The sequence below is a fragment of the Methylobacterium sp. PvP105 genome (assembly GCF_017876975.1).
Lineage (GTDB): Bacteria > Pseudomonadota > Alphaproteobacteria > Rhizobiales > Beijerinckiaceae > Methylobacterium > Methylobacterium radiotolerans.
In genome coordinates this window covers 130,344-151,691 of record NZ_JAGIPA010000005.1, presented here as the reverse complement: position 1 = coordinate 151,691, position 21,348 = coordinate 130,344, and the positions used below count along the sequence as shown (strand labels likewise).

Genomic DNA, 21,348 nt, shown 5'->3' with positions numbered 1-21,348 from the left:
GGGCCGCGATCGTCCCTGTGCGCGGGCGGACAGCCTGATCACTGCGGGCTCGAAGGCCGGGATCCCGATCCTTGTCGTGAAAGACAAACGTCGGCCGTAGCCCCTGGTTTGCTACGGGGTGTCCCTAAGGATGGTCTCGCGCGTTGACTCTATCCGCGGTCCAGCGGCGTTTGCTGTTTTACGCGAGAGTGCCCGCCGAGAGAGCGATCCGATGGACCAGCCGACGCCCAGGGAACCCGGCAGGATCGCGCGATCCGGCGTCGGACGGCCGGGCTACGTCACGGTAAAGGGCGCCCGGGAGCACAACCTGCGCGACGTCGACGTGGAACTGCCGCGCGACGCCCTCGTCGTGTTCACGGGGGTCTCCGGCTCCGGCAAGTCCTCGCTCGCCTTCGGTACGCTCTATGCGGAAGCCCAGCGGCGCTACTTCGAGTCGGTCGCCCCCTACGCGCGGCGGATGATCGACCAAGTCGGCGTGCCCGACGTCGATTCCATCGAGGGCCTCCCCCCGGCGGTCGCCCTGCAGCAGCAGCGCGGCACGCCCAGCGCCCGCTCCTCGGTCGGCAGCGTCACCACCCTGTCGAGCCTCGTGCGGATGATGTACTCGCGCGCCGGCACCTACCCGCCGGGCCAACCGATGCTCTACGCGGAGGACTTCTCGCCCAACACGCCCCAGGGCGCCTGCCCGTCCTGCGGCGGGCTCGGGCGGATCTACCGGGCCACGGAAGCCTCCATGGTGCCCGACCCGTCGCTGACGATCCGCGAGCGCGCCGTCGCGGCCTGGCCGCAGGCCTGGGGCGGCCAGAACCTGCGGGACATCCTGGTGAGCCGGGGTGTCGATGTCGACACGCCGTGGAAGGACCTGCCGCGGGCGCTCCGGGACTGGATCCTGTTCACGGACGACCAGCCGCAGGAGCCGGTCTATGCCGGGCTCTCCCCAGAGCAAACGCGCCTCGCCCGCCAGCGCCGCCTGGAGCCGAGCTACATGGGCACGTTCACGAGCGCCCGCCGCCACGTGCTCGGGACCTTCACCAAGTCGCAGAGCGCGCTCATGCGCCGACGGGCGGCGCGCTACCTCGTCAGCGAGGACTGCCCCGCCTGCCACGGCAAGCGCCTGAAGCCCGAAGCGCTCTCGGTCACCTTCGCGGGCTTCGATATCGGCGACCTGTCGCGCATGCCGCTCTCCGAGCTCGCCGCGGTGATGCGGCCGGTCGCCGAGGACCGGCTGCCCGATGACGACGCCGACGCCAGCGCCGGGTCCGGGACGCTCGATCGCGAAGTGGGCCGGCGCGATCGGGCCCGGCGGGCCGCCTCCGGAGCGTCGGCCCATGCCGGCGCGCCGGACGTGCGCGCGACCCCGAACCTCTCGATCGAGAAGCGGCTCGCCGCCCAGCGCCTCGCCGCCGATCTCATCGACCGGATCGGGACGCTCACGGAGCTGGGCCTCGGCTACCTGTCGCTCGACCGGGTCACCACGACCCTGTCGTCGGGCGAGTTGCAGCGCCTGCGCCTCGCCACCCAGCTGCGCTCGCAGCTCTTCGGCGTGGCCTACGTGCTCGATGAGCCGACGGCCGGCCTGCACCCCGCCGACGGTGACGCCATGCACGACGCGCTTGCCGGGCTGCTCGCCTCGGGCAACTCGCTGTTCGTCGTCGAGCACGATATCGGCACGATGCGCCGCGCCGACTGGCTGGTCGATGTCGGTCCGGCGGCGGGCGAGCACGGGGGCACCGTGCTCTACAGCGGCCCGCCGGAGGGCCTGCGCGCCGTGGAGGCGTCGCGCACGCGCCTTCACCTGTTCGGGCTCGCCGAGCCGCCGCTGCGACCGCAGCGCGAGCCCGCGGGATGGCTGCGCCTGGAGGGGATCGTCCGCAACAACCTGCGCGACGTCTCGGTCGCGTTCCCGCTGGGATGCCTCACCGCCGTCACGGGCATCTCGGGCTCCGGCAAGTCGAGCCTCGTCAGCCAGGCCTTGCTGGATCTCGTCGGCGACCGCCTCGGCCGGCCCGTCGACACCGACGACGAGCCGGACGATCCCCTCGACGCGGCGCCGGGCCCGACGGAGGGGCGCATCGCCGGCGGCCTGGAGGGAATCCGCCGCTTGGTCCAGGTCGATCAGAAACCGATCGGGCGCACGCCCCGCTCGAACCTCGCGACCTATACTGGCCTGTTCGACGGCGTCCGCAAACTGTTCGCCGCCGCGCCCGAGGCCCGCCGGCGCCGCTACGATGCCGGCCGCTTCTCCTTCAACGTCGCGAAGGGCCGCTGCCCGGCCTGCGACGGCGAGGGTTTCGTCAGCGTCGAACTCCTGTTCATGCCGAGCGTCTACGCCCCCTGCCCGACCTGCCATGGGTCCCGCTACGCGCCGGAGACGCTGGCGGTCACCTGGAACGGGCTGACCATCGCGGACGTGCTCGGGCTGACCGTCGAGCGGGCCTGCGAAGCCTTCGCGGACGAGCCCGCCGTACTGCGGCCGCTCACCGTGCTGCGGGATCTCGGCCTCGGCTACCTGCGCCTGGGCCAGCCGGCGACCGAACTCTCCGGCGGGGAGGCCCAGCGGATCAAGCTCGCGACCGAATTGCAGAGGGGGCAGCGCGGGGGCACGCTCTACGTCCTCGACGAGCCGACGACCGGGTTGCACCCGACCGATGTCGACCGCCTCATGCTCCAGCTCAACGGCCTGGTCGATGCGGGCAACACGGTCGTCATGGTCGAACACGACATGCGCGTCGTCGCGGCGGCCGATCACGTCATCGACGTGGGGCCCGGCGCCGGAAACCTCGGTGGCACGATCGTGGCGGCCGGCCGCCCCGAGGTGGTGGCCCGGGCGCGGGCGAGCCGCACGGCACCGTACCTGCGGGAGGAGCTTGAGGCCGACGCCAACGGGGGCTGGCAGCCCCGAGATCCGTGATGGCCCCGCCGACCCGGTTTCTGGGCTCGGCCGGCACCGGACGCGGGTGACGGCATCCAGGACGACTGACCCAGACCAGCCCCGGAGAATGACCATGAAGATCCTGATGGTGCTGACCTCCCACGACCGGCTCGGCGATACCGGCCGCAGGACCGGCTTCTGGCTCGAGGAGCTCGCCGCGCCCTACTACGTGTTCAAGGATGCCGGTGCGGAGGTGGTCCTCGTCTCGCCGAAGGGCGGGCGTCCGCCGCTCGATCCGAAGAGCAGCGAGCCGGGTTCTCAGACCGACCTGACCCGGCGCTTCGAGGCGGACGGCGAGGCCAACGCCGCCCTGTCAAGCACGGGCCGGCTCGACGGCGTCACCCACGCGGGCTTCGACGCGGTGTTCTATCCCGGCGGCCATGGCCCCCTCTGGGATCTCGCCGAGGACCCGGCCTCGATCCGGCTGATCGAGACGACGCTCCGGGCCGGCAAGCCGGTCACCCTCGTCTGCCACGCCCCCGGCGTGCTGCGTCATGCCAAGACGCCCGACGGCCAGCCGCTCGTCGCCGGCAAGGCGGTGACCGGCTTCACCAACACCGAAGAGGAGGCCGTGGGCCTGACCGCGGTGGTTCCCTTCCTCGTCGAGGACGAGCTCAAGCGGAAGGGCGGCCTGTTCTCCAAGGCCGGCGACTGGCAGCCCTACGTGGTCGGGGACGGGCTGCTGATCACCGGCCAGAACCCGGCCTCGTCCGGACCGGCGGCCGAGCGCCTCAAAGCGACGCTCGACGATCGATGACCGGAGGGGGCGCATACCGGCCGGTTTGGGCTTCGGATCCCCGCGACGCCGGCGCCGCGGGGCTGACCCGCGCCTCTGGTCGCACGGCCGGCGATCCGGCAGACTCGGCCACCGTGACGGGGCCCGCCGCTCCGGCGGCCGCTTGATGACGCGCCCCCCGGCGGGCCGGCACGAAAGTGGCAGGGGCGACCGGCGGGCCCGTCCCGGGGCCCCGCCCGGGGAGGCGTAGCGATGGACCGCGTGTCCGCCATCAAGGCAGCCGTGCGCGCGCAGCACGGCCGGGTCGAGGCCCTGTTCGCGGAGCTGGCCCGGTGCGGCCGGACGGAGCCGGGCTTCACCCGCCCCTCCTACAGCCCGGAGGAGACCGCGGCGCACGCGGTGGTCGCGCGCTGCGCTGCGGATCTGGGCCTCGCGATCGGCCGGGACGCCGCCGCCAACACCGCGATGACGCTGCTGGGGCGGGACCGGACCCTGCCGCCGATCCTGATCGGCTCCCACCTCGACACCGTGGCCCAGGGCGGCAACTTCGACGGCGCCGCCGGCGTGGTGGCCGGGCTCGCCGCCGTCGCGGCGATCCGCGTGCTCGGCCTGGAGCCGGAGCGGGACATCACCGTCCTCGGCATCCGCGCCGAGGAGAGCGTCTGGTTCCAGGTCTCCTACATCGGCAGCCGCGCGGCGCTCGGAGCGCTGCCGGACGGGGCGCTCGACGCGGCCCGGATCGACACCGGCCTCAGCCTCGCCGCCCACATCGCCCGGGAGGGCGGCGACCCGGACGCGCTCGTCCGCGGCCCGGCCGCCCGCGCCGCCGCCGCGATCCACGCCTTCCTCGAGGTGCATATCGAGCAGGCGCCGAGCCTCGAGGAGGCCGGGATCTCGGTCGGCTTGTGCACCGGGATCCCCGGCAACGTCCGCTATCCTGACGTCCGCATCGCTGGCCGCTACGACCATGTCGGGACGCCGCGCCGCTTCCGGCGCGACGCGGCCATGGCGGGGGCCGAGATCGCTCTGGCGCTGGACCGGGTCTGGGCGGAGCGCGAGGCGGCCGGCTGCCCGATGGCCGTCACCTTCGGCCGGTTCCACACCGACGCCGCTGCGCACGGCCTGACGACCGTACCGGGTGAGTTCCGGTTCAGCCTCGACATGCGGGCCTACGCCGCCGGGGTGCTGGCCGCGCTGGAGGCGGCGTTCCTGGCGGCGGTGGCGGAGGTGTCGGCGCGCCGCGGCGTGACGGTGACGCTTGGCCCGCGCGCCGAGGCGGGCGTCGGGACTGTCGCGCCCCGGATCCGCGACGGGTTCGCGGCGGCCGCGGACGCGCTCGGCATCGCGACGCGGCTCCTCGGCAGCCCGGCCTCCCACGACGCCGCCGCCTTCGCCAAGGCCGGCGTGCCGATGGCGATGCTGTTCGTGCGCAACGCCAACGGCAGTCACAATCCCGACGAGACCATGGCGATCGACGACCTGCTCGACGCCGTGGCGATCCTCACCGCGTGGCTGGTGGCGGAGACGTGCGGCGGCTGAGGGGCGCCCCGTCAGGCGGCGAAGCGCGCGAGGCGACCGACGGGTTCGCCCAGCACCGCGTCGTCGCGCATGACGGGGGTCCCGCGCACGATCGTGGCGACGGGCCAGCCGGTGACCTCGAGGCCCGCGAAGGGCGTCCAGCCGCAGGGCGAGGCGATCCACGATTCCTCGATCCTGCGGTGGGCCTTCAGGTCCACCAGGGTGAAGTCCGCGTCGTAGCCGGCGGCGATGCGGCCCTTGCCCAAGAGCCCGTAGACGCGGGCCGGCCCGGCCGCCATCAGGTCGACGAGGCGGGCGAGGGACAATCGCCCCGCCGCCACGTGATCGAGCATCACCGGCACCAGGGTCTGGACCCCGGTGAGGCCGGCCGGGCAGTCCGGCCAGGGCTGCGCCTTGGCCGCCCGCGCGTGGGGCGCGTGGTCGCTGCCGACCGTGTCGACGGTGCCGTCGCGCACGGCCGCCCAGGCGGCCGCCCGGTGGCGTGCGTCGCGGATCGGCGGGTTCATCACGCCGAGCCCGCCCAGCGTGTCGTAGCATTCCGGCGCCACCTGGGTCAGGTGGTTGACCAAGACCTCGACGGTGGCGACGTCGCGGAAGTCGCGCAGGTAGGCGAGTTCCTCCGCGGTCGAGACGTGGAGGATGTGGGTCGCCCGGCCGGTCCTGCGCGCGAGGGCCATGAGGCGCCGCGTGCCCAGGAAGGCGCATTCCGGGTCGCGCCACGCCATGTGAGTCCGGTAGGGCTGCCCCCGGCTGAACAGCGCCTTGCGCGCCTGGAGCCGGTACTCGTCCTCGCTGTGGAAGGCCATGCGCCGGTGGCCGGCGCGCATCGCCCGCTCGAGGTGCGCGTCGTCCTCGATCATCAGCGCCGCCGTGGAGCTGCCGGCGAAGACCTTGACGGCGCAGACCCCGGCCTCGCGTTCCAGGGCCGCGAGCGCGTCGATGTTGGTCTTCGTCCCGGCCACGTAGAGGCCGATGTCGCACCAGCTGCGGCCCGCGACGTAGTCGCGCTTCCAGGCGACGCGCCCGGCGTCGGCGATCGGCGGGACCGTGTTGGGCATGTCGAACAGCGTGGCGATCCCGCCGAGGATTGCGGCCCGCGTGCCGGTCTCGATCGTCTCCACCGCCGGGTCGCCGGGATCGCGCAGGTGGACGTGGCTGTCGATCAGGCCGGGCAGGACGTGCAGGCCCGCGGCGTCGATCACCGCCTCCGCGGTCGCACCGGCCGGGACCCCGAGGGCCGCGATGCGCCCGTCGCGGACCCCGACATCCATCGTGTCGGAGCCCCAGGGTGTCACGCAGGTGCCGCCGCGGATCAGGAGGTCGTAATGCATGCCCGGTTCCTTCTCACGGGGCCGTCCGAAGCAGCACGGCCCCGAGGGCCGCGGCGGCCGCCTGCTGGCAGGGCTCGATGACGGGACACCCGATCGCGCTCGCCACGGCGGCCCGGTGGCGCGCCATGCCGGCGCAGCCGAGCACGACCACGTCGGCGCCGTCGCGCTCGACCAGGGTCCGACCGGCCGCGATCAGGCGCGAACCCATCGCGGCGTCCGCCGTCTCGGAGGCCCGCGCCTCGACGGGTCGGCTTCCGGCATAGCGATCCCCGACGCCCATCTGGCGCACCATGCGGCGCTGGCGCCGGACGCTGCCCTCCGACAGGGCCACGATGCCGAAGCGCTCCCCGAGCGTCAGGGCCCGCAGGATCCCCCACTCGGCGATGCCCATCACCGGGCGTCCGCGGGCCGCCTCCCGGACCGCGTGCAGGCCCGGATCGCTGAAGCAGGCGATGACGAAGGCGTCGGACGGATCGTCCGCCACGCGCCGCACGAGCGGCAACACCACCGAATCCGCGTCCTGCTGGGTCGCGATGCTCTCCGGGCCCTCCGGCAGGTCGGTCACCGCGAGAACGGGGCCGCCCGGCAGGCGCAGCGGTGCCAGCGCGGCGTCGATGGCGTCCGTCACCGCCTGGGACGCGTTCGGGTTGATGACGAGGATGCGCGGGGGCGCGGTGGTGTCGCGAGGCTGCACGGCGCCCTCTCTCTGAACGCGGTTCGATCCGGACCGACCTCGATGCCGCGACATCGACCGCTCTGTCGTGACCGCGGAGGGGTCCAAGCGAAACCCGGGCCGCACGGCCGCCGGTCCGAGTGCGAGGCACCGATCTTGCCCGCCCGCCGACGCAAGCGAGAGGTTATCGATGCACGACGAAGCTCCGGACGCCACCGCCGCCGTCACCCTGGTCAAGGGAGCCCGGTGGGTCGTCGCCTGGGATCCGGACAGCGGCGGTCACGTCTACCGCACCGACGCGGACGTCGCCTTCGCGGACGGGGCCCTCGTCCATGTCGGGCCGGGCTACGCGGGTCCCGAGCCGGCCCGGACCATCGACGCCTCCGGCTGCATGGTCATGCCCGGGCTCGTCGACATCCACACGCACCTGTTCTCGGAACCGATGAACAAGGGCATGTGGGACGAGGTCGGCAGCCAGCGGCTCTACAACACCTCGCTCTACGAGTACCTACCGATCCTACGGCCCGACGCGGAGGGTACCCGCGCCGCCTACGGGGTGGCGCTCGCCGAGCTGGCGCTCTCGGGCGTCACCACCGTCTGCGATCTCGCCCTGCCGAGCGAGGGCTGGCTCGACCTCCTCGGCGCCTCGGGCCTGCGGGTCTGCATCGCCCCGATGTTCCGGTCGGGGCGCTGGCTGACCCGGAACGGCCACAGCGTCGAGTACGAGTGGGACGCGGCGGCGGGCCAGCGCGGCCTGGAGCAGGCGCTCGCCGAGATCGAGGCCGCGCGAAGGCACCCGAGCGGGCGCCTGTTCGGCATGCTCTGCCCGGCGCAGGTCGATACCTGCACGGCGGAGCTGCTGCGGGACGCTTACGCCGAGGCGGTGCGGCGCGACCTGCGCTTCCACACGCACGCGGCGCAATCGCTGTCGGAGTTCCACGAGATCACCCGCCGCAGCGGGATGACGCCGATCGAGTGGCTCGACGACCTCGGCGTGCTCACCGAGCGGACCATCGTGGGTCACGGGATCTTCCTGGACGACCACCCCTGGACCCACTGGCACAGCCCGGGCTCGGACATGCGCCGCTTGGCCGAGCGCGGCGCCACGGTCGCCCACTGCCCGACGGTCTTCGCCCGCCGCGGCATCGCGCTCCACCATTTCGGGCGCTACCTCCAGGCGGGCGTCAACATGGGCATCGGCACCGACGTCTACCCGCACAACATGCTCGACGAGATGCGCCTGGTCTCGTACCTCGCCCGGGTCGTCGCCGAGAATCCCCGCGACACCCGCGCGGCGGACGTGTTCCACGCCGCCACGGTGGGGGGCGCCAGGGCGCTCGGGCGCGGCGATATCGGCCGTCTCGCGCCGGGCTGCAAGGCCGACTTCGTCCTCGTCGACTGCGCGCATCCCGCCATGCGGCCGTGCCGCGATCCCGTGCAGTCGCTGATCTACTCGGCCGGCGACCGCGCGGTCCGGCAGGTCTTCGTCGGCGGCCGCGAGATCGTGCGCGACGGCCGCGCCCTGACGATCGACTATGCGGCGGCCGCGGCGGCGCTGGAGGAGGCGCAGGGCCGCGCGCTGGCGCAGATCCGGCAGCTCGACTGGGCCGGGCGCGGCCCCGACGCCATCGCGCCTCCGACCTTCCCGGGGCTGTGAGGCCCCGCGCTCCTCAGGCGGGCCGGACGTTCCAGAAGGTCGGGAACCCGTCGAGGATGCCGGTGAGCCGGGAGCGGTAGGCGGTCGGCTGCAGGTACTGCCCGAGGGGATAGTAGGGCACGTCCTGCATCGCCTGGAGCTGGATGTCCCGGCAGAGCGCGGCGCGCGCCGCCTCGTCCGGGGCGGTGAGCCAGGCGTCGCGCAGGGACTCGATCCGCGGGGTCGTGGCCCAGCCGGCGTAGCCGGTCTCGCCGGTGCCGCGCAGGGCGATGTAGCCCGCGGGGTTGAGCCAATCCATGCCGGACCAGTTGGTGACGAAGGCGCTCCAGCCGCCCTCGGAGACCGGCCCCTTGCGGTTGCGCCGCTGCAGCATCGCGTTGAACTCGACCGCGTAGACCTCGACCGTCATGCCGACGCGCTGGAGCAGGTCGGCCGCGACTTGGCCGAGCGCCAGAAGGGGCGCCGAGTTCGACGGCACCATCAGCAGCACGGTCTCGCCATTGTAGCCGGCCGCCTCGAGGTCGGCGCGCACCCGCGCCGGATCGCGCGGATCCGTGAGCGGCTGCAATCCGTCCGTCGAGGCCATCGGCGTGCCCGGGCAGAAGAAGCCGAGGGGCACGTGGAACAGGCCGGGATCCTCGGCGCCGACGACCCCCTGCATGCAGGCGGTCTGGTCGATCCCACCCCAGAGCGCCCGCCGGATCGCCGGGTTGTTGAAGGGCGGCTGCAGGTGGTTGACCCGCAGCATGGTCACGAAGCCGGTCGGGTCGAGGACGCGGGTGCTCACGCCTTTGGCGGCGTGCAGGAGCCCGAGCTGGTCGTGCGAGGCGTATTCCTGCCAGTCCGCCTCGCCGGCGATCAGCGCCGAGGTCGCCGTGGAGGTGTCGCCGATCACGCGCCACTCGACCCGGTCGAAGTGGACGACCTTCGGACCCGAGGTCCAGGTGAGCGGGCCGTCCCGGCGCGGCACGTAGCCCTCGAAGCGGGTGTAGACGACGCGGTCGCCGGGCACCCGCTCGTCCGCCTTGAAGCGGAACGGGCCCGAGCCGATGAGCTCCGGCACCTGCTGGAACGGGTCGGTGGCGGCGAGGCGCTCCGGCATCATGGCGCAGACCGGGACGGACGCCTTGCCCAGCGCGATCGGCAGCAGCGGGAACGGGTGCTTGAGGCGGAACCGGATCGTCCGGTCGTCGGGCGCGGAGAGCTCGTCGGTCGCCTCCATGAGGGAGCCGCCGAACGGGTCGCGCTTCGCCCAGCGCCGCAGGGAGGCGACGCAGTCGCGGGCCAGCACCGGCGTCCCGTCGTGGAAGCGCAGGCCCTCGCGCAGGGTCAGGTCCCAGCGGCGCCCGTCCGCCTCGACGCGGTGGCCCTCGACCATCTGCGGCGTGGCGCGATAGGCCGCGTCCATGCCGTAGAGCGTGTCGAAGACCATGTAGCCGTGGTTGCGGGTGATGTACGCGAAGGTCGTCACCGGATCGAGGGTGACGAGATCCTGCTGCGGGATGAAGCGCAGGGTCCTGGCAGCCTCCGCACGGACGAGGGCCGGCGCCGCGACGGCGCCGGCGACGAGGGCGCCGGCTCCCTGCAACAGCGTGCGTCGCTTCATCCGAAACCTCCCGCTCTGCTCCGGCACCGCGCCTCGCGCGCCTGCGGCCCGAGGCCCCGCTGGGCGCCCGGCCCGGCATCGCTTGCAGGAACGGGGCCGGCTTCCGCTCGGGGGGGACCGGCCGGCCCTCGACCGGGGGCGCGAGGCGGCGGCCCGTCAGTCCGACCTCCGTTCGTGAAAGCAGCGCCTCACCGCAGCGACAGGGTGCGGGGCAGGTCGGACAGGGGCTCGGCCCCGCTGGCGGTGACGATGACGGTCTCGGACGCGCCGACCGTCCAGGCGCCGTAGCGGCGCAGGGTGGCCGGCAGGTGGAAGACCATCCCGGGCTCGATCGGCCGGTCCTCACCGGTGAAGAGCGAGAGCAGACCGCCCTCCCCCCAGTCCGGGGCGAAGGCGACGCCCATCGAGTAGCCGATGCGCTTGCGGAAGGCCGGGCCGTAGCCCGCCGCGTCGATGACGGCCTGCGCCGCTTCGTGGGGAGCCGAGCAGGGATGGCCGGGGCGAATCGCGTCGAGTGCCGCGTCGAGGGCGCGCAGGGCGCAGTCCATCATCCGCGACGCCTCGTCCGGCGGCGGGCCGATCCAGACGCTGCGCATCAGCGCCGCGTGGTAGCGGGCGTGGCTGCCGGCGAGTTCGAGGAAGACCGCGTCGCCCGGCTCCAGCCGTCGCCGCCGCCACGTCATGTGCGGCAGCCCGCTGCGCGGGCCCGACGCGACCAGGGGCTCCATCGCCATGGCCTCGGACCCGGCGGCCGTCGCGGCCGCCAGCATGGCGGCGGCGACGGCGTTCTCGTCGGTGCCCGCCGCGCAGGCATCGAGCCCCGCGGCGAGCCCGGCCTGCGCGTACCGGGCGGCGGCCCGGATCGCCTCCAGCTCGGCCGCCGACTTCATCGCCCGCAAGGGGGCCAGGAGGCCGGAGCCGTCGGGCAGCGGGCCGCGGCCGAGGGCAGCGTCGATCCGTCCCGCGAGCGCCGGCGAGACGAACCAGCCGTCCCGCTCCAGGGCCGGCCGGGCGAGCCCGCGCCGGCGCACGAGGGCCGCCAGGGCCTCGACCGGGTCGGCGCCGTCCGGATAGGCCTGGATGTCGTCGAGCCACGTGTTGGCGGCCGCACCCGGCAGTTCGAGCTGCCGGACGAGGAGCGCCGGGTCGCCCTCCACCGGCACGAGGAGGGCCTGGAAGGCGAAGTAGCCCGCGGTCTGGCGGCCGGTCAGCCAGTAGATCGTCTCCGGGCCGGTCACCACCAGGGCGTCGTGGCCGGCCGCCGCGATGGCGGCCCGGGCCGCCCCCTGCCGGGCGGCGAACTCCGCCTCCGGGAAGGCCGCCTCGCGGCCGCGCAGGTCCGTGAACTCGTGCATCGCGCCGCCCTCGTCTCAGACTGCGCTCAGACTTCGCTCAGGCGTCGGATGATGCCCTGCTTGAAGTTCTCGAGATGGGCCGCGATGGCGTCCGCCGCCGCCGCCGCGTCCTTGGCCCGCAGGGCGGCGACCACCGCGAGGTGTTCGCGATGGACCGCCTCGAACCGCTCGGGCATCCGGCTCAGGTTGAACATCTGCGTCTTGAGCCGCAGGTCCTTGATCGTCTTGGCGAGGATCGCGTTGTGGCTGTGATCCGCGATCAGGTCGTGGAAGCGCCTGTCGACCTCCCAATTGCCCGGCGCGTCCGGATCGCCCGCCGCCAGAAGCGACTCCATCTGCCGCTGCAGGTCCGCCAGCACCGCGTCGGCGATCCGGCCGGTGGCCAGCGTGACGCTCTCCCGTTCCAGCAGGCGGCGGACATGCAGGATCTCGATCAGCTCGCGCAGGGAGAACTCCTTGACCACGAGCATCCCGCCGGGCTGCCGCTCGATCAGCCCCTCGGTCTCCAGGCGCGACATCGCCTCGCGGGTCGGGGTCCGCGAGATGTCGAGCATCTCGGCCAGGCGGCGCTCGTGCAGCACGGTGCCGGCCGGAAGGTCGCGGCGGACCAGCATGTCGAGCAGACGGTCGTAGGCCATCTGACCGAGACTCTGCTCGCGCCGGGCACTGAGCGCCGTCGTGTAGGACGATGCGTCGAGGGTCTTCATCGCGTCCTCCCGGGGCGGCCGACCGGGCCGCCCCCTGTTTTCTTTTTCTCTGGCGTCCGGCGCGCCCGCCTACATGGCAGGCGTGCGGATCGGCTCCTTCGGGGCCGGGTCATAGCCGATCAGCGGCGTGACGAGCTTGGCGTAGGTACCGTCGGCGACCATCTCGGCCAGGGCCTTGTTGACGGCGGCGTGCAGGTTCGGCTTGCCCTTCTTGATGGCGAAGCCCTTCTGGACCGTGCTGAGCGGGGTCTCGATCATCACCAGCGGCAGCTTGCGCGCCTTGATCGCGTAGTTGCCGGCCACCGCGTCGTTGATCACCGCGTCGATGTTGCCGCCGACGAGGTCCTGCATGGCGTCCGCGGCGGTCTTGTAGCTCTTCAGGGTGGCACCGTGCTCCTCGGCGAGCTTGCCGAAGGTCGAGGCCGAGAGGGCGCCGACGTTGCGGCCCTTGAGATCGTCCGGCCCCTTGATGCCGGTATCCTTGCGGGTGACGATCCGCGCGCCGGATTCGAGCCACCCGTCCGCGAAGGCGACCTGCTTCTGGCGGGCGGGGGTGATGTCCATCGACTCGCTGGTGATGTCGTACTGATCGGCCATCAGGCCCACCAGCAGAGCGTCGAACTTGATGTTGACCGGGCTGTATTCGAGTCCGAGCCGGCGGCAGACCTCGCGCATGACCCGGACCTCCAGGCCGTCGAGCTCGCCGCTCGGCGTGCGCATGCTGAACGGCGCGAAGGTGCTGTCGGTGGCCACGATCAGCTTGCCGGGCTCGATCAGCTCGAGCTTGCCCTCGGCGGCGTGGGCCGGTGGAGCGGCGAGGAGGCCGGTGCCGAGGCTGGCGCAGAGGGCGGCGAGGGCGAGGACGTGGCGGCGGTTCATGGCAGTCTCCGGTCTCGGGACGGGGCGGGAGGGGTCGGCCGCGGCCCGTCCCGCGGCGGGTGAGGCTCAGGACAGGCGGGCGTAGCGCCGCTCGAAATAGGCCGAGAGCTGCGACAGGATCGACGTGAGGCCGAGGTAGATCAGCGCCGCCGCGATGTAGAAATCGAACGGCCGGAAGGTCGTGGCGATCATGAGCTGCGCGTAGAGCGTCAGCTCGACCACCGTGATCGTCGACAGGAGCGAGGTGTTCTTGACCGCCGAGATCGCCTCGTTGGTCAGGGACGGCAGGATCATGCGGAAGACCTGCGGCAGGACGATCCGGACCATCATGATCCGCGGGTTCATGCCCAGCGCGAGCGCCGACTCGACCTGACCCCGGGGGATCGCCGCGAGGCCGGCCCGGATGGTCTCGGCCACGTAGGCGCCGCTGCTGACGCCCAGCGCGATGATGCCGGCGGTCACGGGCGAGAGCTTCACCCCGATCTGCGGCATGCCGAAATACACGATGAAGACCTGGATCAGGGTCGGCGTGCCGCGGATGAACCAGACGTAGAAGCTCGCCAGCGCCCTGAACGGCGCGAAGGACGAGCGCTTGCCCAGCGCCCCGAGCAGGCCGCAGACCCAGCTCACCAGGATGCTCGCCACCGTGACGCCGAGCACCACCAGGGTCGCCGAGAGGAAGCCGGGGCCGTAGGTGACGACCTCGTCCGAGAGGGTGAGCCACAACTCCTGCAACGCCGTGCCAGTCATCGCCGTCCGATCTCCTTGGGGATGGGCCGGCGGCTCACGCCGTCTGTCCGGGCGCGGCGGGCTGATGCAGCACGCGCCGGAGGAACTGGCGCAGCCGCTCGCTCCGGGGCGCGCCGATGATGTCGTCCGGCGGCCCGTCCTCGGCGATCACGCCGCCGTCGAAGAACAGGGTGCGGGTGCCGACGTCCCGGGCGAACGCCATCTCGTGGGTGACGAGCAGCATCGTCATCCCGTCCGCCGCGAGGGAGCCCATCAGCGCCAGCACCTCGCCCACCAGCTCCGGGTCGAGGGCCGAGGTCACCTCGTCGAACAGCATCACCTTGGGCGCCATCGCCAGGGCGCGCACGATCGCCACGCGCTGCTGCTGCCCGCCGGAGAGCTTCGACGGGTAGGCGTGCCGCTTCTCGTAGAGGCCGATGCGCTGGAGCAGCGCCTCGGCCTCCGCGACCGCCTGCCGCCGCGGCAGCCGGCGCACCCGGATCGGCGCCTCGATGACGTTCTCCAGCACGGTCATGTGCGGCCAGAGATTGTAGCTCTGGAAGACCATGCCGATCCGCGCGCGCAGCTCGCAGAGCTGCTGCGGCGTCGGCTGGCGGCGGGCGCCCTGCTCGTAGTCGAAGGCGAAGCGCTCGAAATCCATGAAGCCGGAGGTCGGCGTCTCCATGAGGTTCAGGCAGCGCAGGAACGTGCTCTTGCCCGAGCCGCTCGCGCCGATGATCGACACGACCTCGCCCTCGTGGATGTCGAGGGAGATGCCTTTCAGGACCTCGTTGGCGCCGTAGCTCTTGTGCAGCTTCCTGATCTTCAGGAGCGGAGGCGCGGCCGTCTCGATCTGAGTCATCGTCGAACCCGATGTGATGCGATTCCGTCGCGGATCTCTGCTTCGATCCACGCCAGATCGGCGCCTGTTTTTCAATATTTTGCTTGTCAAAGCCGTCGTATGGGAGCTTTTATTTCGCCATCTGACCCGTTTTACGTTGCCAAGTCCGCTTCGATGTCTTAGCAGAGCCGGTATACCGCCGGCATTCAAGCGGTATTTTTGAGCATGGCTTCCTTCGACATGGTCATCGAGCCCCTGGATCCCGGTCTTCCCTTCGCGATCGCGCAGGACCCGTGCCTCATAGTTCAGCCGATGGTCCGGCTCGGGCCGGCGCATCGGCGGGCTGCGGCCTTGGAATCCCGGGCCGCCACCGGCCGCGGTCCCGCGATCCGCGCCGAACCGGATGGCGGCGATCGGCGACGGTCGGAGGCCGCACGCACGGGGCAGGCGGCATGACCGGCCTCGCGATCGACCCGGATTTCTGCGCGGGCCTGTTCGCCAAGCTCCTGGCCTTCAGCCAGGACGCGCCGGGCGTGACGCGGGCGGCCTACGGCGCCGGCGAGGAGCGCGCCCACGCTCTGATGCGGGCCACCGGACTGGCGCTCGGACTCACCGCCGAGACCGACGCGGCCGGCAACCTGTTCCTGACGATGGCGGGGCGCGAGCCGGCGCTGGCGCCCTGGATGGTGGGCTCGCACGTCGACACGGTGCCCCACGGGGGCAATTTCGACGGGGCGGCGGGCGTGATCGGCGGCCTCGCGGCCGTGGAGGCCCTGCGCCGAGCGGGCGTCGTGCCGGCGCGGCCCGTGACGGTGGCGGTGTTCCGGGCCGAGGAGAGCGTGTGGTTCCCGGCCTCCTATGTCGGCAGCCGGGCCGCCTTCGGCCTGCTGCCGCCGGAGGTGCTCGACCTGCCCCGCGCCGATACCGGCCGGAGCCTGCGCGACCACATGGCCGATCTCGGCTTGCGGCCGGAGGCGGTGGCGCGGGGCGAGCGGCTCCTCGACCCGGCGCGGATCCACGGCTTCGTGGAGATGCATATCGAGCAGGGGCCGGCGCTGGAGGCGGCCGGGATCCCGGTGGGCTTCGTCACGGCGATCAGCGGCAGCTTCCGCTACCGCAAGGCGGCTTGCTTCGGCCGCTACGGCCATTCCGGGGCCGTGGCGCGGAGCGAGCGCAGCGACGCCGTCTTCGCCCTCGCCGACCTGATCACCGGGCTGGACGCGCTCTGGGGCACGCTGGAGGCGGAGGGCTGCCCGGCCACGATCACGCTGGGCGAGGTCGGCACCGACCCGGTCCAGCACGCCTTCGCCAAGATCCCCGGCGAGGTCCGCTTCTGCCTCGACGTGCGCAGCACCGAGCCGGCCGTTCTCGACCGGATCGAGGCGGCGCTCGCCGAGCGCGTCGCCGCCGTCGAGGCCGCCCGCTCGGTGCGCTTCGTCCTGGGCGAGCGCACCGGCAGCACGCCGGCGCGGATGAGCGCCGCGCTGGTCGAGGCCCTGTCCGGACACGCGCACCGGCTCGGGATGCCGTTCCGCACGATGGCGAGCGGGGCGGGGCACGACACCGCGACGCTGGCCGGCCAGGGCGTGCCGAGCACCATGATCTTCATCCGCAACCAGAACGGCAGCCACAACCCGGACGAGGCGATGCGGATCGAGGATCTGTGCGCGGCCGCGACCCTGGTGGCCCACTTGGTCGCTGAAGCCTGACCCCGCGCGCGAGAAAGGATGCACCGATGATCGTCGATCTGAACTGCGACATGGGCGAGGGCTTCGGCGTCTACCGCCTGGGCGACGATGCCGAGATGCTGACCGTGGCGACCTCGGCCAACATCGCCTGCGGCTTCCATGCCGGCGACCCGCTGGTGATGCACGAGACCCTGAGCCGCGCCGCCGCGAACGGCGTCCAGGCCGGCGCCCATCCGAGCTTCCTCGACCTCTGGGGCTTCGGCCGGCGGCCGATCCACGGCGAGCGCCCCGCCGACATCGAGAAGGCGGTCCTCTACCAGGTCGGCGCCCTCCTGGCGCTCGCGCAGGATGCCGGCTGCCCGGTGCGCCACGTGAAGACTCACGGGGCGATGGGCAACATGGCCAACGAGGATGCCGACCTCGCCCTGGCTGTGGCGCGGGCGATCCGCACCCTCGACCGCGACCTGATCTTCGTGGTCATGCCGGGCCTGGAGACCGAGCGGGCCGGCGAGAAACTCGGGCTGCCGATCGCGCGCGAGATCTACGCCGACCGCGCCTACGCGGATGACGGCACCCTGGTCTCGCGCAAGCTCCCCGGCGCCGTGCTGCACGATCCCGACGCCGTCTCGCAGCGCGTGGCGCGGATGCTGGAGGACGGGGCGATCACCTGCCTGTCCGGGCGGCGCATCCCGACGCGGATCGACACGGTCTGCGTCCACGGGGACACGCCCGGCGCCGTCGCCATGGCCCGCCGCCTGCGCGCGGAGTGCGCCGCCAAGGGGATTGCCCTGCGCCCGATGGCGGAGGTGCTGGGTGTCTGAGCCCGGCTACCGCCTCCTCGATTGCGGTGACCGGGCCCTCACGGTGGAGCTCGGCCGAACGGTCGATCCCGCGGTCAACGCGCGGGTCATCGCCCTCGACGCGGCGCTCCGCGGCGCCGGCCGTCCCGGCCTCCTGGAGACCGTGCCGACCTACCGCTCGCTCCTCGTCCTCTACGATCCGGACCTGCTGCCCCGGGCCGACCTCGTCGCGCTGATCGCCGCGCACTGGCCGCCGCCGGACGGGGCGGCGGGGTCCCTGCGCCGCTGGCGGGTGCCGGTCCATTACGGCGGCGCGCACGGCGCCGACCTCGACGACCTCGCCGCCGGGGCCGGGCTCAGCCCGGAGGCGGTGATCGCCCTTCATTCCGGCCGTGACTACCGCGTCTACATGATCGGGTTCGCCCCCGGCTTCGCCTATCTCGGCGGCCTCGATCCCCGGCTCCACGCGAGCCGGCGCACCGATCCCCGACCGAAGACCCCGGCGGGCAGCGTCTCGATCGGCGGGAACCAGACCGGCGTCTCGCCGCCCCTGGAACTGCCGAGCGGCTGGCAGCTCATCGGCCGCACGCCCGCGCGGTCCTACGATCCGGCCCGGGCCGAGCCGTTCCTATTCGCGGCCGGCGACCTGATCCGGTTCGAGCCGATCGACCGCGCCGCGTTCGACGCCCTCAGCGAGGCCGCCCGCGCCGGCGAGACCGTCGCGACCCTGGAGCGGATCGATGCCTGAGGGCCTGCGCGTCATCGCCCCCGGCGTGTCCTCGACCCTGCAGGATGCCGGGCGGCCGGGCTACCTGCGCTACGGCATCTCGGGGTCCGGCGCGATGGATCCCGACCTTCTGGCTCTGGCCAACGGACTCGTCGGCAACCCGCTCGACGCCGCGGTGATCGAGATGGCGATGGTCGGTCCGACGCTCGTCTGCGAGACGGACATCTGCCGCGTCGCGCTCGCAGGGGCACCCTTCGCGATGAGCGTGAACGGGCGCCCCCTCGACCCGTTCACGGCCCACGACCTGCGGCGGGGCGACCGGCTCGTCCTCGGCGGCCCGCGGCAGGGCCTGCGCGCCTGCCTCGCGGTCGCCGGCGGTCTCGCCGTCGCGCCGATGCTCGGCAGCGTCGCGACGCACACGCGCACCCGCCTCGGCGGCCTCGACGGCAATCCCCTGGCGGCGGGCGACCTGCTGCCCCTCGCGGCGCCCGCGCCCCGCGACCGCCCTCTGACCCTGCCGACGGCCCACCGGCCGACCTTCGGCGGACCCATCCGGGTGGTGCTCGGGCCGCAGGCCGACGGCTTCACCGAGGACGGCCTGCGGACCTTCCTCTCCGAACCCTACACCCTCACGGCGCGGGCGGACCGGATGGGCTGCCACCTCGACGGGCCGCCGATCGCCCACGCCGACGGCTTCAACATCGTCTCGGACGGGATCGTGAACGGCTCGATCCAGGTGCCCGGCCACGGGCGGCCGCTGATCCTGCTCGCCGACCGCCACACCACCGGCGGCTACCCGAAGATCGCCACCGTGATCTCGGCGGATCTCGGCCGCCTCGCGCAGGTGCGGCCGGGCGAGACCATCCGGTTCGCGGCCGTCGCCGTCGCGGAGGCCCAGGCCATCGCCCACGCGGCGCGGCGCGGCCTGGCCGCGCGGTTGGCGGCGCTGGTGCCGGCCGGCGGCGGCGATCTCGACAGCGCCTTCCTGCTGTCCTGCAACCTCGTCGGCGGCGTCGTCTCGGCGCGCGCCCTCGACCCGGCGCCCTGACGGCGTCGCACCCCCTCCCACCCAGCAAGAGACCGTCGATGCTCACGCCGTTCCATCTCGCCTACCACGTCACCGACCTCGACGCGGCGCGCCGCTTCTACGGCGGCGTCCTCGGCTGCCAGGAGGGCCGCAGCACCGAGACCTGGGTCGATTTCGACTTCTTCGGCCATCAGCTCTCGCTGCACCTGGGCGAACCCTTCGCCACCACCCGGAGCGGGAAAGTCGGCGACCACACGGTGATGATGCCGCATCTCGGCGTGGTGCTGCCGCTCGACGCCTGGGAGGCGCTCGCCGGCCGCGTCGAGGCGGCCGGCATCGCCTTCGACATCCCGCCGGTCGTCCGCTTCGCCGGCGAGCCCGGCGAGCAGCGCACGATGTTCTTCTTCGATCCGAGCGGCAATCCGATCGAGATCAAGGGTTTCCGGGATCTGGCCGGCGTCTTCGCGCACTGAGGCGCGCGCGCCCGTCGCCGACGGCGACGGGCGGCTCGGACGGGCCGCCCGTCAGGCGCGGCGGGCGTTCCAGAAGACGAACTGGCCGTCGACCACGTCCCGGAGATCGCGCCGGAAGGCCGTCCGGTAGAAGTACTGGCCGGTCGGCAGGTACGGCACGTCGCGCATCGCCAGGGTCTGCATCTTGGCCGCGATCGTCTTGCGCGCCGCCTGGTCCGGCGCCTCGATCCAGGCCTCGCGCAGGCTCTCCAGTTCGGGCAGGTCAGGCCAGCCGAAGAAACCCTTCTCGCCGCCGCAGCGCAGGACCTGCTCCACGACCGGGTTGGCCATGTCGAGGCCGGTCCAGGTCGTGGTGAAGATGTTCCAGCCGCCCTGGTCGGGGGGCGCCTTGCTGGCGCGGCGCGTGACCAGCGTGCCCCAGTCGGACACGACGTACTGCACGTTCATCCCGAGGCGCTGGAGCAGGTCGTGCATGATCTCGCCGAGGGCGCCGAGCACGGGGTTCTCGCTCGTCGACATGAGCACGACGCGCTCGCCCTTGTAGCCGGCCGCCACGAGGTCGCGCTTGGCCTTGGCGAGATCGCGCGGCCGGGTGAGCACGTCGAGGCCGGCATCGGTCGCCATCGCGGTCCCCGGCGTGAACAGGCCGACATCCTTGCGCCACAGCTTGGGATCGTCGCCGGCGGCCGCCGCCATGAAGTCCGCCTGCGACAAGGCCTCGAGGACCACGCGCCGGACCGCGGGCTTGTCGAAGGGCGGATAGAGGTGGTTCATGACCCCGGTGCCGAGGTTGCCGAGCGGCGAGGCGAGCTGCGTGGCGATCTGCGGGTGGGCCTGCAGGGTCGGCACGAGATCGCTGATCGGGTTCTCCCACCAGTCGACCTCGCCGTTCTGGAGGGCGGCGGCCGCGGTGCCGGGGTCGGGCATGACCTGCCACTCGACCCGCTCGAAATGGACCCGCTTCGGCCCGGCCACCCAGGAGACCGGGCCGTCCTCCCGGGGCCGGTAGTCCGGGTTGCGGTCGTAGACCACGCGGGCGCCGACGAGCCGCTCCTTGGCGTTGAACCGGAACGGGCCGGAGCCGATCAGCTCGGGGATCTGCTGGGCCGGGTCGATGGCGGCGAGGCGCTCGGGCATGATGACGAGGACCGGCGGCCCGAGCTTCGCCAGGGTCTCGAGCATGAGCCCGTAGGGCCGCTTCAGGCGGATGACGAAGGTCCGGTCGTCCGGCGCCTCCAGGGCGTCGGTGCGCGCCATCAGGGCCTGTCCGAGGCTGTCGCGCTGCGCCCAGCGCCGGATCGACGCGACGCAGTCGCGGCCCCGCACCGGCTCGCCGTCGTGGAATCTCAGGCCCTCGCGCAGCCGGAAGGTCCAGCGCCGCCCGTCCTCCTCGACCGTGTGGCCCTCGACCATCTGCGGCTGCGGCGTGAACTGCGCGTCGAGGCCGTAGAGCTGGTCGAACACCATGAGCGCGTGGTTGCGCGTGACGTAGGCCGTGGTCGTCACCGGATCGACGATGGTGAGGTCGGATTGCGGCACGAAGCGCAGGACGCTCGCCCGGCCGCCCTGGGCCAGGGCCGGGCGGGCCGGCAGGAAGGGCGCGGCGGCCGCGGCGGCGGTACCGCCGAGGAAGGTTCGTCGCAGCATC

At 72.9% G+C, this 21,348-nt stretch carries 18 protein-coding genes; 9 read left to right on the top strand and 9 right to left on the bottom strand.

The window, feature by feature from the left end; translation table 11 throughout:
* Positions 1-211 precede the first annotated feature (211 nt).
* The 3 genes from J3A75_RS34310 (at position 212) to J3A75_RS34300 (ending at position 5,207) form a co-directional block, all read left to right on the top strand.
* The gene (locus J3A75_RS34310; RefSeq protein WP_209651249.1) at positions 212-2,911 is read left to right on the top strand and encodes an excinuclease ABC subunit UvrA; all 2,700 of its coding nucleotides are present in this window, start codon (positions 212-214) and stop codon (positions 2,909-2,911) included.
* 94 nt (positions 2,912-3,005) lie between these two features.
* Positions 3,006-3,689, top strand: a complete 684-nt coding sequence (locus J3A75_RS34305) for a type 1 glutamine amidotransferase domain-containing protein (protein ID WP_012329537.1) — start codon at positions 3,006-3,008, stop codon at positions 3,687-3,689.
* 231 nt (positions 3,690-3,920) lie between these two features.
* Positions 3,921-5,207: a hydantoinase/carbamoylase family amidase gene (locus J3A75_RS34300; protein ID WP_209651248.1), complete on the top strand. Its 1,287-nt coding sequence runs from the start codon at positions 3,921-3,923 to the stop codon at positions 5,205-5,207.
* 11 nt (positions 5,208-5,218) lie between these two features.
* On the opposite strand, the gene J3A75_RS34295 is transcribed toward J3A75_RS34300, so the two are convergent.
* Complete coding sequence (locus tag J3A75_RS34295) at positions 5,219-6,538, bottom strand: dihydroorotase (RefSeq protein ID WP_127993118.1); 1,320 nt, start codon at positions 6,536-6,538, stop codon at positions 5,219-5,221.
* Positions 6,539-6,551: 13 nt separating this feature from the next.
* Positions 6,552-7,232, bottom strand: a complete 681-nt coding sequence (locus J3A75_RS34290; protein WP_209651247.1) for an aspartate/glutamate racemase family protein — start codon at positions 7,230-7,232, stop codon at positions 6,552-6,554.
* A 169-nt stretch (positions 7,233-7,401) separates the two neighbouring features.
* Between J3A75_RS34290 and J3A75_RS34285 the strand changes: the two genes are divergently transcribed.
* A complete protein-coding gene (locus J3A75_RS34285; RefSeq protein WP_209651246.1) occupies positions 7,402-8,868 on the top strand; it encodes an amidohydrolase family protein in 1,467 nt (488 codons plus the stop codon).
* 13 nt (positions 8,869-8,881) lie between these two features.
* Here the strand turns inward: J3A75_RS34285 and J3A75_RS34280 are convergent, their stop codons facing one another.
* The 6 genes from J3A75_RS34280 to J3A75_RS34255 all read right to left on the bottom strand — a co-directional run bounded on the left by J3A75_RS34280 (position 8,882) and on the right by J3A75_RS34255 (position 15,006).
* On the bottom strand, positions 8,882-10,474 hold the full coding sequence (locus tag J3A75_RS34280) for an ABC transporter substrate-binding protein (RefSeq protein ID WP_029358152.1): 1,593 nt from the start codon (positions 10,472-10,474) through the stop codon (positions 8,882-8,884).
* A gap of 188 nt (positions 10,475-10,662) precedes the next feature.
* The gene (locus tag J3A75_RS34275; protein WP_209651245.1) at positions 10,663-11,829 is read right to left on the bottom strand and encodes a M24 family metallopeptidase; all 1,167 of its coding nucleotides are present in this window, start codon (positions 11,827-11,829) and stop codon (positions 10,663-10,665) included.
* Positions 11,830-11,855: 26 nt separating this feature from the next.
* Positions 11,856-12,536: a GntR family transcriptional regulator gene (locus J3A75_RS34270; protein ID WP_012329544.1), complete on the bottom strand. Its 681-nt coding sequence runs from the start codon at positions 12,534-12,536 to the stop codon at positions 11,856-11,858.
* Positions 12,537-12,605: 69 nt separating this feature from the next.
* On the bottom strand, positions 12,606-13,415 hold the full coding sequence (locus tag J3A75_RS34265) for a transporter substrate-binding domain-containing protein (RefSeq protein WP_116656624.1): 810 nt from the start codon (positions 13,413-13,415) through the stop codon (positions 12,606-12,608).
* 66 nt (positions 13,416-13,481) lie between these two features.
* The gene (locus J3A75_RS34260) at positions 13,482-14,165 is read right to left on the bottom strand and encodes an amino acid ABC transporter permease (RefSeq protein WP_012329546.1); all 684 of its coding nucleotides are present in this window, start codon (positions 14,163-14,165) and stop codon (positions 13,482-13,484) included.
* Between the two features lie 34 nt (positions 14,166-14,199).
* On the bottom strand, positions 14,200-15,006 hold the full coding sequence (locus tag J3A75_RS34255; RefSeq protein WP_012329547.1) for an amino acid ABC transporter ATP-binding protein: 807 nt from the start codon (positions 15,004-15,006) through the stop codon (positions 14,200-14,202).
* A gap of 431 nt (positions 15,007-15,437) precedes the next feature.
* Here J3A75_RS34255 and J3A75_RS34250 point away from each other — a divergent pair, with 431 nt between their 5' ends.
* The 5 genes from J3A75_RS34250 to J3A75_RS34230 are packed head-to-tail and all read left to right on the top strand — an operon-like array spanning position 15,438 to position 19,700.
* Positions 15,438-16,694, top strand: a complete 1,257-nt coding sequence (locus tag J3A75_RS34250; RefSeq protein ID WP_209651244.1) for a Zn-dependent hydrolase — start codon at positions 15,438-15,440, stop codon at positions 16,692-16,694.
* Between the two features lie 26 nt (positions 16,695-16,720).
* Positions 16,721-17,494 (top strand): LamB/YcsF family protein, encoded by a 774-nt coding sequence (locus tag J3A75_RS34245; RefSeq protein ID WP_012329550.1) that lies wholly within the window; start codon positions 16,721-16,723, stop codon positions 17,492-17,494.
* Positions 17,487-18,221 (top strand): 5-oxoprolinase subunit PxpB, encoded by a 735-nt coding sequence (pxpB, locus tag J3A75_RS34240; RefSeq protein WP_012329551.1) that lies wholly within the window; start codon positions 17,487-17,489, stop codon positions 18,219-18,221. Before J3A75_RS34245 ends, pxpB begins: the two co-directional genes overlap by 8 nt.
* Positions 18,214-19,248, top strand: a complete 1,035-nt coding sequence (locus J3A75_RS34235; protein WP_012329552.1) for a biotin-dependent carboxyltransferase family protein — start codon at positions 18,214-18,216, stop codon at positions 19,246-19,248. The genes pxpB and J3A75_RS34235 overlap by 8 nt, the downstream gene beginning before the upstream one ends.
* 38 nt (positions 19,249-19,286) lie before the next feature.
* Positions 19,287-19,700: a VOC family protein gene (locus tag J3A75_RS34230; protein WP_012329553.1), complete on the top strand. Its 414-nt coding sequence runs from the start codon at positions 19,287-19,289 to the stop codon at positions 19,698-19,700.
* A 51-nt stretch (positions 19,701-19,751) separates the two neighbouring features.
* Here the strand turns inward: J3A75_RS34230 and J3A75_RS34225 are convergent, their stop codons facing one another.
* Entirely contained in the window at positions 19,752-21,347 is a 1,596-nt protein-coding gene (locus tag J3A75_RS34225; RefSeq protein WP_053620966.1) for an ABC transporter substrate-binding protein, read from the bottom strand.
* Position 21,348: the final 1 nt, after the last annotated feature.